This is a genomic window from Thauera sp. GDN1 (genome assembly GCF_029223545.1).
GTDB lineage: Bacteria > Pseudomonadota > Gammaproteobacteria > Burkholderiales > Rhodocyclaceae > Thauera.
Genome location: NZ_CP097870.1, coordinates 3,501,427 through 3,514,044 on the forward strand (window position 1 = coordinate 3,501,427; position 12,618 = coordinate 3,514,044).

9 protein-coding genes and 1 riboswitch are annotated in these 12,618 nt (G+C 67.9%); of the genes, 3 read left to right on the top strand and 6 right to left on the bottom strand.

Annotated features, from left to right (window positions below):
* Window positions 1–95: 95 nt before the first annotated feature.
* Window positions 96–1,865, bottom strand: a complete 1,770-nt coding sequence (locus CKCBHOJB_RS16095) for a S8 family serine peptidase (RefSeq protein ID WP_281049675.1) — start codon at window positions 1,863–1,865, stop codon at window positions 96–98.
* Between the two features lie 100 nt (window positions 1,866–1,965).
* Window positions 1,966–2,052: riboswitch (cyclic di-GMP riboswitch) on the bottom strand.
* A 205-nt stretch (window positions 2,053–2,257) separates the two neighbouring features.
* Complete coding sequence (locus tag CKCBHOJB_RS16100) at window positions 2,258–3,112, bottom strand: helical backbone metal receptor (protein ID WP_281049676.1); 855 nt, start codon at window positions 3,110–3,112, stop codon at window positions 2,258–2,260.
* Between the two features lie 241 nt (window positions 3,113–3,353).
* On the opposite strand from CKCBHOJB_RS16100, the gene CKCBHOJB_RS16105 reads away from it, so the two are divergent.
* Both CKCBHOJB_RS16105 and CKCBHOJB_RS16110 read left to right on the top strand, forming a co-directional pair.
* On the top strand, window positions 3,354–4,322 hold the full coding sequence (locus CKCBHOJB_RS16105; RefSeq protein ID WP_281049677.1) for a TAXI family TRAP transporter solute-binding subunit: 969 nt from the start codon (window positions 3,354–3,356) through the stop codon (window positions 4,320–4,322).
* A 113-nt stretch (window positions 4,323–4,435) separates the two neighbouring features.
* The gene (locus CKCBHOJB_RS16110; protein ID WP_281049678.1) at window positions 4,436–7,066 is read left to right on the top strand and encodes a TRAP transporter permease; all 2,631 of its coding nucleotides are present in this window, start codon (window positions 4,436–4,438) and stop codon (window positions 7,064–7,066) included.
* Between the two features lie 55 nt (window positions 7,067–7,121).
* On the opposite strand, the gene CKCBHOJB_RS16115 is transcribed toward CKCBHOJB_RS16110, so the two are convergent.
* From CKCBHOJB_RS16115 to argS, 4 genes are all read right to left on the bottom strand, one after another.
* The gene (locus CKCBHOJB_RS16115; protein WP_281049679.1) at window positions 7,122–7,550 is read right to left on the bottom strand and encodes a PilZ domain-containing protein; all 429 of its coding nucleotides are present in this window, start codon (window positions 7,548–7,550) and stop codon (window positions 7,122–7,124) included.
* On the bottom strand, window positions 7,547–8,179 hold the full coding sequence (locus CKCBHOJB_RS16120; RefSeq protein ID WP_281049680.1) for a thiol:disulfide interchange protein DsbA/DsbL: 633 nt from the start codon (window positions 8,177–8,179) through the stop codon (window positions 7,547–7,549). The genes CKCBHOJB_RS16115 and CKCBHOJB_RS16120 overlap by 4 nt, the downstream gene beginning before the upstream one ends.
* Before the next feature lie 84 nt (window positions 8,180–8,263).
* Window positions 8,264–8,947, bottom strand: coding sequence for an SPOR domain-containing protein (locus tag CKCBHOJB_RS16125; protein WP_281049681.1), 684 nt, complete (start codon window positions 8,945–8,947; stop codon window positions 8,264–8,266).
* A gap of 19 nt (window positions 8,948–8,966) precedes the next feature.
* Window positions 8,967–10,730 carry an arginine--tRNA ligase gene (argS, locus tag CKCBHOJB_RS16130; RefSeq protein ID WP_281049682.1) on the bottom strand — a complete coding sequence of 588 codons (1,764 nt, stop codon included), beginning with the start codon at window positions 10,728–10,730 and terminating at the stop codon, window positions 8,967–8,969.
* A gap of 284 nt (window positions 10,731–11,014) precedes the next feature.
* On the opposite strand from argS, the gene ubiB reads away from it, so the two are divergent.
* Complete coding sequence (gene ubiB, locus CKCBHOJB_RS16135; RefSeq protein WP_281049683.1) at window positions 11,015–12,544, top strand: ubiquinone biosynthesis regulatory protein kinase UbiB; 1,530 nt, start codon at window positions 11,015–11,017, stop codon at window positions 12,542–12,544.
* Window positions 12,545–12,618 lie beyond the last annotated feature (74 nt).

Genomic DNA, 12,618 nt, shown 5'->3' on the forward strand with positions numbered 1-12,618 from the left:
CTGCGACCGCGACAAACCGGGACGGATGGATGTGACACCCATCCGTCCCGGCGACACTCGAGCGACTCACTCCGAGGCAGGAGCCTCGGTGTCGATCACTTGGTAACCGTGATGCTCTTGCTACCCCTGTTGCCAGCCGCGTCGAACGCTTCGAGCAGGATCGTGTGCGAACCGGCTGCCAGCTTGTTGGTGTTCCAGCGGTAGCTCAGGCTGCCCGAGGTGGCGCTGGCAACGAGTTTGCCGTCGATGGAGAGGCGCATCTGACGGACCCCCACATCGTCGGTCGCCTTGCCCTGCACGGTCACCTGCCCGCTCACCTTGCTCGAGGCCGCCGGATTGCTGATCGTGGCCACCGGGGCCAGCGTATCGGTCGTCGTCTGCGTTTTCTGTGCCGTCGCGTTGGCGACCGTGACGCTCACCGACTTCGACGCGTAGTTGCCGGCCGCGTCGTACGCGTAGGCCGTGAGCGTGGCCGAGCCATCGGCCACCTTCGTGCTGTCCCAGCTGAAGGCATACGGCGCGGTCGTGTCGCTCGCGATCTTGCTGCCGTTGACCAGCAGATCCACGCGGCTCACCCCCATGTTGTCGGTGGCCGACACATTCACCGCCACCAGGCCGCTGACCGTGCTGCCCGCCGTCGGGTTGCCGATGCCGACGCTCGGCGCCGTGGTGTCGCTGGTCTTCGCCGTCTGCACCGCCTTGACCGCGGCAGCCGCGTTGACCCGCCCATGGCCGTAGTAGGCATCCCAGCCCGTCGTACCCAGATCCACCACGGTCGAGAACAGCACCTTCTCGAGGTCGGCCGCGCCCAGCGCCGGGTTGGCCGCCTTCATCAGAGCGACGACGCCCGCGACGACGGGACTGGCGAACGAGGTGCCCTGCCACTTCTGATAGGAGCCACCACGGGTCGTGGTCCAGATGTAGGTGCCCGGGGCCGCGATGTCGACGTACTTGCCGTAGCTCGACCACGACGCCTTCACGTCGTTGCTGTCGGTCGCCGACACGCTGATCATCGTGCTGCTGGCGGCGATCAGTTCCTCGCCACTGCTGTTGCCTGCGGCCACGACGGTCAGACCGCCCTTGTTCTTCAGGTACTGGGCCGCGCTCTGCACCGTGGAGCTGCCCGACACGCCACCGAAGCTGATGTTCGCGACGTTCGCGCCGCGATCGGCCGCCCACGTCAGGCACTGCGCGGCCGCGCTCCACGACCCATAGCCGCTCAGGTTGGTGATGCGCATCGGCATGATCATCGCCTCACCCGCCAGCGCGGCAACGCCGAGCGCGTTGTTGGTCGCCGCCGCAGCCGTACCCGCCACCGCGGTGCCATGGCCATACACGTCGGCCGTATTCGAGTTGTTGTCGTAGCAGTTCCAGCCCGACACCAGCTTGCCGGCGAGGTCCGGGTGGCTTGCATCCACGCCCGAATCGAGGATGGCGATCGTCGCGCCGCGACCGGTCGACACGTCCCAGGCCGACGACACGCCGATCTTGCTCAGGTGCCAGGCGCTGCCATAGTAGGGATCGTTCGCCGTCGCATCGGGCTTGATCAGCATGTCGCGCTCGGCGAACTTCAGGTGCTTGTTCTTCTTCAGCAGCGCTTCCACCGCCTTCTCGGAGGCCTGCGGCGGGAGCTGGATCACCCGCACGTCGATCCCTTCGATCTTCCCGACCTGCTTGCCGCCGTGCTGCTTGACGATCTTCTCGAACTCCGCCTCCGGCAGGCCGGCACGCGGCTGCACCAGAAGGCGGCCAGGCACCCACTGCGCTTCATCAGCGGCAGACACCTGAGCGGGAAGGAAGGTCGCACCGAGGGCGACGGCAAGCGAAGCGAGGACGGGTTTGTGAAGGGTTGCGGGAATATTCATCTGTGACTCCGAGCGGTTTCCGTTTACCGGCGCTTCAACTCGAGCCTCAAGATCGCGTGGAGACACAGCAGCGCTTGCCCCGAGGGGGCAGCATCATATTCCTGGGAATCCCGCCGTCATGAGGCCTAAGCCTTGTAGACCGGTGATTTTGCGTCCCCGTCTTTCGACGGGTTTGCCCTTGTCAGGCCGCGGTTGCTATCAATACCGGCGCGGATGGTATTTGTTCAGCGCACCAAATTGAGCGCTTGAAAATCGATGTTACGTTTCCGCAAACACTTCCGGCGAGCCAATATGCATAGCCGGACACCCTTCATTTTCCATATACATAACAGCCGTTTACGCTCAAACGACGGTTGAATGCGGGCTACAGACGCCTACCGAAGACAGGGGCATCAGCCCCGCACCCCGGCCAGCGTTTGCCGCAGCGCACAAAGCCAGCGCAAGCCCTTCGCCGCCCGGCTGCCGTACCAGGACACCATCTCGCCGTCGACCAGGGTCGCCGGGCGTGCGGCGAGGCGGGCGACCTCGTCCACATGTGCCTCGCGGAAGCGGTAGGGCTCGGTCGACAACAGCACGCGCTCGACCTGGCTCAACCAGGATGCAGTCCACTCGAAGGCGGGATAGCGCGCGGCGCCGGTCTCGCCGCCGTCCACCGCGGGCAGGGTGTGCCAGCCGACCGCGGCGAGGGTGGCGGCGATGTAGGTGTCGCGGGCGACGGTCATCCACGGTTCGCGCCAGATCAGGTAGAGCACGCGCTCGTCGGCCAGGGTCGCGCGCAGCGCGGCGGCTTCGGCGAGCGCGGCGCGCAGGTCCGCGGCGAGCCCTGCCGCCGCGGCCTCGGCGCCGAAGAGGCCACCGAGCAGTTCGAACAGCCCGAGGTTGTCCTGCGGCGTGTTGGGATGGGTGACGACGATGTGCGGCACGAATGCGGCCAGTTCGTCGACCGTCTCGCGCCGGTTCTCGTCCATGTTCACCAGCACGTGGGTAGGGGCGAGCTCGCGCACGCGCTCGAGGCGGACGTCCTTGGTGCCGCCGACCTTGGGCACGGCGCGCAGGGCTGCGCGCGGATGCACGCAGAAGCCGGTGCGCCCCACCACGCGCTCGCCGAGGCCGAGATCGAAGAGGAGTTCGGTGAGCGACGGCACCAGCGACACGATGCGCGCCCCGGGACCGGCGGGCGGATGCGCCTGCCCGGCGGCGTCGATCCAGGCGCCGGTGGCGCCGTGCTGTAACTGCTGCGTCTGCATGGGCTCGGGTCCGAGGTGGGAGGCCGCGATTCTAGCGCGACGGATCGCGCTGAAACGACGCATGGACGCGGCCTGCGGGAAATCCCGGGTGACATGGGCGGGCGTTTTGTGCAAAGCTTGGCCGGTCGTTAGACGAACACCGGCGCGCGGTGTGAGGCGCGTTCGTCAGATCTGTCGCCAGCCGCACCCGCGCGCGCATTCATCATCCCTACCCGTGTCGATTCACTCACAGGAGAACTCCATGAAGAAACTGACCGCACTGGCTGCTGCATTCGCTCTCGTCGGCTCCCTGGGCGCGGCGCCCGCGCAGGCCCAGCAGAAGTTCGTCACGATCGGCACCGGTGGCGTAACCGGCGTGTACTACGCGGCCGGCGGCGCGATCTGCCGCCTGATCAACAAGGACCGCGCCCAGCACGGCCTGCGCTGCTCGGTCGAGAGCACCGGCGGCTCGGTGTACAACGTCAACACGATCAAGGCCGGCGAACTCGACTTCGGCGTGTCGCAGTCCGACATCCAGTACAACGCGATGAAGGGTGCCGCCCAGTTCAAGGACGGCGGCGCGTTTACCGAACTGCGCGCGGTGTTCGCCCTGCATCCGGAACCGCTGACCGTGCTGTCGCGCAAGGAAGCCAACGTCGCCAAGATGGAGGACTTCAAGGGCAAGCGCTTCAACGTCGGCAACCCGGGCTCGGGCCAGCGCGCGACGATGGAGATGCTGCTGCCGGCGATGGGCATGTCGAACGCCGACTTCTCGCTGGTCTCGGAGCTCAAGCCCGACGAGCACAGCGCGGCGCTGTGCGACAACAAGATCGACGGCTTCGCCTACGTCGTCGGCCACCCGGCGGCCAACATCCAGGACCCGACCACCACCTGCGGCGCCAAGCTGGTGCCGATCACCGGCCCGGCGGTCGACAAGCTGGTCGCCGAGCACCCCTACTTCGCCAAGGTGCAGATCCCGGGTGGCCTCTACGCCAACAACCCGAACCCGACCGACACCTTCGGCGTGGTCGCGAGCATCGTGACCTCCTCCAAGGTCCCGGCCGACACGGTCTACACCATGGTCAAGGCGGTGTTCGAGAACTTCGAGGACTTCAAGAAGCTGCACCCGGCCTTCGCCAACCTCGACCCGAAGCACATGGTCAAGGACGGCCTGTCGGCTCCGCTGCACGAAGGCGCGGTGAAGTACTACAAGGAAAAGGGCTGGATGTGATTCCCGCCGGCCGGCGCCCGCTACCGGGCGCCGGTTTCTGCTGTGCGAACGGCGGCGACCCATCCGGTCTCCGCCGTTTTTTGTCTCCGCCACGAACCTGAGAGGCGACGCTCATGACCCGCCCGGACGAAAACAAGGACAAGGCCAGCTTCGAGCTGTCCGACGAAGAACTGAAGAAGATCGTCGCCGAGGCCGACACCGGCGGCCGCAAGCCGACCGGCTTCACCGCCCAGCTGCTGCTGATGGTGGCGCTGGCGTGGTCGCTGTTCCAGCTCTGGATCGCCTCCCCGCTGCCCTTCTCGCTGGGGGTGTTCGTGTTCAACGACACCGAGTCGCGCGCCATCCACCTCGGCTTCGCGATCTTCCTCGCCTTCGCCGCGTATCCGGCGCTCAAGCGTTCGCCACGCGACTACGTGCCGGTCCAGGACTGGGTGTTCGCCGCCGTGGGTGCCTTCTGTGCGGCCTATCTGTTCATTTTCTACAAGGAACTCGCCGGACGTCCGGGGACGCCGACCGACATGGACCTGGTGGCAGCGGTCATCGGCATGATCCTGCTGCTAGAAGCGGCGCGCCGCGCCCTCGGCCTGCCGATGGTGATCCTGGCCGCGGTGTTCATGATCTACATCTTCTTCGGCCCCTACATGCCCGAGGTCATCGCCCACCGCGGCGCCTCGCTGGCCAAGGGCATGAGCCACATGTGGCTGACCACGGAGGGGGTGTTCGGTGTCGCGGTCGGCGTGTCGGCCAGCTTCATCTTCCTGTTCGTGCTGTTCGGCGCGCTGCTGGAGACCGCCGGTGCCGGCGCCTACTTCATCAAGGCGGCGATCGCCCTGCTCGGCCACATGCGCGGCGGCCCGGCCAAGGCGGCGGTGGTGGCATCGGCCAGCACCGGCCTGATCTCCGGCTCGTCGATCGCCAACGTGGTCACCACCGGCACCTTCACCATCCCGCTGATGAAGAGCGTGGGCTACCGCGCCGACAAGGCCGCCTCGGTGGAGGTGGCGTCCTCGGTGAACGGCCAGATCATGCCGCCGGTGATGGGCGCGGCCGCTTTCCTGATGGTGGAATACGTCGGCATCACCTACGTGCAGGTCATGAAGCACGCCATCCTGCCGGCTCTGATCTCCTACATCGCGCTCTACTACATCGTGCACCTCGAAGCGCTGAAGATGGACCTGCAGGGCCTGCCGCGGCGCGAGCCGCTGCCCTGGCAGCGTGCAGTGACGAGCATGGTGGCGACCGTGTCCGGGCTGGTGATCCTGTCCGCGGTCATCTACTGGGGCTTCGGCTGGCTGAAGACGGTGTTCGGCGAGAGCGCGTTCCTCGTCATCGGCCTGCTGATGCTGGGCGCCTACGTCGGCCTGGTGCGCTATGCGGCGAAGTTCCCCGAGCTGCACATGGAGAAGCCCGACGAGAAGATGGAGTACCTGCCCGAGATTGGCCCCACGCTGAAATCCGGCCTGCACTTCCTGCTCCCGGTGGCGGCGCTGATCTGGAACCTGATGGTCGAGCAGCTCTCGCCGGCGCTGTCGGCGTTCTGGGCCACGCTGTTCCTGATGTTCATCCTCGTCACCCAGCGCCCGCTGTTCGCCCTCTTCCGCGGCACCGGCAACGTCGGCGCGGCGACGCAGCAGGGCTTCTCGGATCTGTTCACCGGCCTGGTGACCGGCGCGCGCAACATGATCGGCATCGCGATCGCAACCGCGACCGCCGGGGTCATCGTCGGCACCGTGACGCTCACCGGTATCGGCCTGGCGATGACCGAGCTGGTGGAGGTGCTGTCCGGCGGCAACCTGATGATCATGCTGATCCTGGTCGCGGTGATCTGCCTGATCCTGGGCATGGGCCTGCCGACCACCGCCAACTACATCGTGGTATCGACGCTGATGGCGCCGGTGATCGTCGAGCTCGGCGCGCAGACCGGCCTGCTCGTGCCGCTGATCGCAGTGCACATGTTCGTGTTCTACTTCGGCCTGATGGCGGACGTGACGCCACCGGTGGGCCTGGCCTCGTACGCGGCGGCGGGCATTGCCAAGAGCGAGCCGATGCGCACCGGCCTGACCGCCTTCGGCTACAGCGCACGGACGGCGATCCTGCCCTTCATGTTCATCTTCAACACCCAGTTGCTGCTGATCGGCATCGACAACACCTTCCAGCTGGTGCTGACGATCGTCTCGGCGACGGTGGCGAGCATGATGTTCGCGGCGGCGACGCAGGGCTACTTCATCGCCAAGAGCCGGCTGCACGAGTCCCTGCTGCTGCTGCTGGTGACCTTCACCCTGTTCCGCCCGGGCTACTGGATGGACATGCTGTATCCGCCTTACGAGGAACTGCCGCCGACCGAGCTCAGCCGCCTGGTCGACGAGACCCCGCGCAACGGCAACCTGCGGGTATGGGTTGAAGGCATGAGCCTGGAGGGCCAGGACATCTCCAAGGGCGTGCTGCTGCCGCTGGGCGAGAAGGCGGCCAGCGCGCGCGAACGCCTGGGGGCGATGGGCCTGACGGTGATGGCGCTCGGCGACCAGGTGCAGGTGGGCGCGGTGCGCTTCGGCAGCCAGGCGGAAAAGCTGGGGCTGGAGCAGGGCTACACGATCACCGCGATCGAGATTCCCTCCGGCGAACGTCCGGCCAAGGAGTGGATGTTCGTGCCGGCCTTCGTGCTGCTCGGTCTGGTCTATGCGATGCAGAAGCCGCGCCAGCGCCGCAAGGAGGCCGAGCGCGTCAAGCCGCAATCGACGCGCTGAAGCGCAGGACGGGGCCCGCTTGCGGGCCCCCGCGGCGTCGGCCGGCAGCCGGCGCTCAGATCAGCGACGGCCCGGCGACGATGGCCGCCGCCTCCTGCGCGCTGATACGCACGCTGGCGTTCATGATCACCAGCGCGGTCAGCCACTCGCGCAGGCGCTCGGTGCCGCCGTCCTCGAGGGCGAGGAAGCGGCAGCCGGCGCGCAAGGCCGGGGCGATGTGATTGACCGCCTCGGCGCGGCCGTGGATGCGCTCGGGCACGCCCTGGCGGTGGAGCTCGAAGTCGAAGGCCGCGCCGGCGGGCAGCGGTGCATCCGCTGCGATCGCGAAGCCTTCGATCGAGATGTCGTGGAGCGGGATGCGCTCGCCATCGATGACGACCCAGAACCAGGGCTCGCCGCGACACAGGGCCAGGAAGCGCTGGATGCGCCTGCGTTCGGCGCTGTCGGCGGCGGTGGTCTGGGACTGGGCGTCACGGGCGCTCATTTGCCTGCACGCTCCTTGCGCACGCGAGCGATCAGTTCGTCGGCGACCTTGAGGGTGTTCTCGTGGCTGCCGCTCATCGATGCCGAGGTCACGAAGCGGCCGTCGATGACCATCGACGGAACGCCCTGGATCTTCATCGCGCGCGCAAGCTGGTCGGCGCGCTGCACCTGCGAGCCGACGCCGAAGGACTTGTAGGTCTCGATGAACTTGGCGGGATCGGCGACCTTGCCGGTGACCCACTCGCGCACCTGCTCCTCGTTGAACAGCGGACGCTTCTCGTCCTGCACCGCGGCGAAGATGGCGGACTGCAGCTTGTCGCGCTCCCCGGTGATCTCGGCAGCGTAGTAGAGGCGGGCCAGGCCGCCGAGCTGGGCGTTGTTCCACACCGCCGGGACCGGACGGAAGACGACGTCGGCGGGCAGCTTCTTCTTCCACGCCGTCACCAGCGGATCGAAGTCGCGGCAGTGCGGGCAGCCGTAGTGGAAGAACTCGATCACCTCGATCTTCGACGGATCGTCGCCTTTCTGCGCGGGATCGAGCACCAGGTAGTTCTCGCTCGCCCACGCGAGCCTGGTGGCGGGCAGGGCGATGGCCACACTGGCCAGCTTGAGGGCATCACGACGGTTCATGCAGTACTCCCTTGATTAGAGCTTGCTGTGACGCGGCACGCCGGCAAGCGTTCCCCGCCCTGCTGCTTGTGATCGGTCCGGCGTTCAGGGGTTGCGGCTCACCGAGGCGGAAAAACCGGCATCGGCCAGGCGCGAACGCATCGGGTTCATGTCTTCCGGCTTCGCGAACGGACCCACGCGCACCCGGTGCACCACCCGCCCATCGGGCAGCTGCGTGCGCTGGGCGCTGGCCTGGATGCCCGACAGCGCGAGCCGCGCCTTCAGGTTGTCGGCCTCGCTCGGATTCTCGAACGCCCCCACCTGCAGGTAGAGGCGCTGGTTCGGGCGCTGCGCCGGCTGCTGGGCGGCCTGCTGCACCGGCTGAGGCACCGCCTCGGTCACCGGCGCAGGCGCCTGCTGGGCCGGAGTCGGGGTCGGGCTCGGCACCGGCGTGGTGGGCACGGGCTGGACCTGCGCGGTCTGCGGCGAGGTCGGCGAGGGCACGTTCTCGCCCTGGGGCAGGATGCGGTAGAACTCGAAGTCCTGCTTGGCCACCGGACGGTCGCCTGGCTTGCCGGGCAGCGCGGCCGGCCCCTGCTCGGCCGGGGCCTGCACCCGCGGCGCCACCGGGGCGGGCTGGAAGGGATTGGCACGGGTGAAGTACCAGGCCGCACCGGCGGCGACCAGCGCGCCGAAGACCAGGCCGATGAAGATGCCGATCAGCGTGCCGCCGGCGCTCTTCGCCGGGGCGCGGGCGGTCCTGCGGGCCGGCTTGCGATCTCGACTCACGATTGCGCTCCCTGCTGCATCACATCGACTCGGGCGCGGACACGCCCAGCATCTTCAGGCCCGTCACCAGCACCTGGCGCACCGCAGCCGCGAGCGCGAGGCGGGCGAGCTTGACCGCCTCGTCCTCGACCAGCATGCGCTCGGCGTTGTACCAGCTGTGGAAATCGGCGGCGACGTCCTTCAGGTAGAAGGCGATCTGGTGCGGCGCGTAGTCGGCGGCGGCGTTCTGCACCAGTTCCGGGAAGGTCGCCAGGCGCGCGCACAGGGCGAGCTCGCGCTCGTTCTGCAGCAGGCCGAGGTCGGCGCCGGCCAGCTCGGCAGCCTCGCCACCCCACTGGTTCAGCACAGAGCACACGCGGGCATGGGCGTACTGCACGTAATACACCGGGTTCTCGTTGCTCTGGCTCTTGGCGAGGTCGAGGTCGAAATCCAGGTGCTGGTCCGACTTGCGCAGCACGTAGAAGAAGCGGCAGGCGTCATTGCCGACTTCCTTGCGCAGCTCGCGCAGGGTGACGAATTCGCCCGAGCGGGTGGACATCGAGGTCTTCTGGCCGTCGCGGTACAGCACCGCGAACTGCACCAGCGCCACTTCGAGCTTGGCCGGGTCGAGCCCGAGCGCGGCGATCGCGCCCTTCACGCGCGGGATGTAGCCGTGGTGGTCGGCGCCCCAGATGTCGATGACGCGGTCGAAGCCGCGCTCGTACTTGTTGAGGTGGTAGGCGATGTCGGAGGCGAAGTAGGTGTAGAGGCCGTTCTCGCGCTGCACGACGCGGTCCTTCTCGTCGCCGAAGGCGGTCGAGCGGAACCACTTGGCGCCGTCCTGCAGGTAGATGTGGCCCTGCTGCTCGAGCTGGCTCACCGCGCGCTCGACCAGGCCGGTGTCGAACAGGCTCTGCTCCGAGAACCACTTGTCGAAGCGCACGCCGAATTCGCCGAGGTCGTCACGGCCATCACCGAGCTGCTCGTTGAGCGCGAAGCCGTGCACCCAGCCGTAGTCGTCGCCGAGCAGCTTCTTCGCGTTGGCGATCAGCGCGTCGAGGTGTTCCTCGCGCTGCTGCCTGGCCTCGTCGTCCTTGCGCTCGGCCGGCGGCAGGCCGGGGGTGCCGGCCAGCACCTGCTCGACCGTCACGTTGGCGAAGCGGTCCTGGTGGGCGTCGCGCATGTCGCGGCCCATGTCGATCACATAGTCGCCCTGGTAGGCGTTGGGCGGGAACGGGATCTCGATGCCGAAGAAGGCGAGATAGCGCAGCCAGGTCGACAGCGCCAGGATGTCCATCTGGCGGCCGGCGTCATTGACGTAGTACTCGCGGGTGACATCAAAACCGGCGAAGGCCAGCACGTCCGACAGCGAGGCGCCGTAGGCCGCGCCGCGGCCGTGGCCGACGTGCAGCGGGCCGGTGGGGTTGGCGGAGACGAACTCCACCTGCACCTTGACGCCCTTGGCCGCGCCGCGGCCGAAGTCCGCGCCCTTCGCCAGCACCTCGCGCACGACCGCGGTCTTGGCGTCGGCGGCCAGCGTGAAGTTGATGAAGCCGGCACCGGCGACCTCGGTCTTGGCCACCAGCTTCGAGGCCGGCAGCTCGGCCAGCAACAGGTTGGCGAGCTCGCGCGGGTTGCGCTTCAGGGGCTTGGCCAGCTGCAGCGCGAGGTTGGTGGCGAAGTCGCCGTGGCTCGCCTGCTTGGGGCGCTCGAGCAGGATGGGGGTATCGGCCAGATCCGGGGCGACGCTCTTCAGCGCGCTCTTCAGCAGATCGGACAACAGGACTTTGGGATCGGCGCTCATGGCACTCGGGATGAATTCGAAACGCGCGATTATATAGGAAGGCAGGACCGCGCCCCGGCGAGGATGTGAGCGCAGTTTGCACGGCAAGGCCCGTGACGACGGGACGGCCGGCGCCCGCCTGCGCACCGGGAGTGGACCTGTGGGAGCGGGCGTGCCCGCGAACATTGCGAGCTCCAGCACTGCTTTCGCGGGCACGCCCGCTCCCACCGAGACTGCGAGCCCGCGTTCCATCCGCACCGCTTTCGGGCTAAAGTCCGCGCTTTGCCTCGTCCGGCCAGTACACCGTGCGCCTCTTCCGCCTCGCCAAGATCGTCTCCGTCAGCCTGCGCTTCGGCCTCGACCGCATGGTGCTCGACGCCGACAGCAGCGGCCGGCTGGCGCATGTGTGGCACAAGGTCTTCTTCTGGCGGACCTTTTCCGAGTCGCGCGGCGCGCGCCTGCGCCAGGCGCTGGAGTCCCTCGGGCCGATCTTCGTCAAGTTCGGCCAGATGCTGTCGACCCGGCGCGACCTGCTGCCGCCCGACCTCGCCGACGAGCTCGCGCTGCTGCAGGACCGCGTGCCGCCCTTCCCCACCGAGCAGGCGCTCGAAGTGCTGGAGGGCTTCTACGGCCGCCCGATCGACGAGGTCTTCGACGACTTCGAGCGCACGCCGGTAGCCTCGGCTTCGGTGGCGCAGGTCCATTTCGCGCGCCTGCCCGACGGCACCGAGGTCGCGGTCAAGGTGCTGCGCCCGGGCATCGAGCGCGTGATCGAGCACGACCTCGCCCTGCTCGAGGTCGCCGCGGTGCTGCTGGAGAAGATCTGGCCCGAAGGCCGCCGGCTGAAGCCGCGCGAGGTGGTCGCCGAGTTCAGCAAGTACCTGCACGACGAGCTCGACCTGATGCGCGAGGCCGCCAACTGCTCGCAGCTGCGGCGCAACTTCACCAACTCGTCGCTCTTGATCGTGCCCGAGGTCTATTGGGACTGGTGCGGGCGCAAGGTCATGGTGATGGAGCGCATGCGCGGCGTGCCGATCTCGCAGACCCCGGCGCTGCTCGCCCAGGGCACCGACCTGAAGGCGCTGTCGCGCGCGGGCGTGGAGATCTTCTTCACCCAGGTCTTCCGCGACGGTTTCTTCCACGCCGACATGCACCCGGGCAACATCTTCGTGCACCAGGACGGGCGCTACATCGCGCTCGACTTCGGCATCATGGGCACGCTCAACGAGGTGGACAAGAACTATCTCGCGCAGAACTTCCTCGCCTTCTTCAAGCGCGACTACCGCCGCGTCGCGCTCGCCCACATCGAGGCCGGCTGGGTGCCGGCGAAGACCCGCGTCGACGAGTTCGAGGCGGCGATCCGCACCGTGTGCGAGCCGATCTTCGACAAGCCGCTGAAGGACATCTCCTTCGGCAAGACCCTGCTGCGCCTGTTCCAGACCGCACGCCGCTTCGAGATGGAAGTGCAGCCGCAGCTCGTGCTGCTGCAGAAGACCCTGCTCAACATCGAGGGCCTGGGCCGCCAGCTCGACCCCGAGCTCGACCTGTGGAAGACCGCCAAGCCCTTCCTCGAGCGCTGGATGGACGAGCGCATGGGCATGCGCGCGCTGGTGCGCGGGGTGAAGGAAGAAGCCCCGGCCTGGGCCGGCACCCTGCCGCAGCTGCCGCGCCTGGTGCATCACGCGCTCACCGAATCCACCCGCCACCAGAGCGCGCAGCAGCAGCGCCTGGACGAGCTCGCCGCCAGCCAGCGCACGCAGAGCCGCCTGCTGCTGGTGATCGGCGCGGTGGCGATGGCCCTGCTCGGCCTGGAGCTCTATCGCCTGCTCGGCTGAGCGCCGCGACGCGGCCCGCTGAACGATTCGCCCGCGGCCCCGTCGAAACCCGTACGAGCAGCAGCCTCGCCACG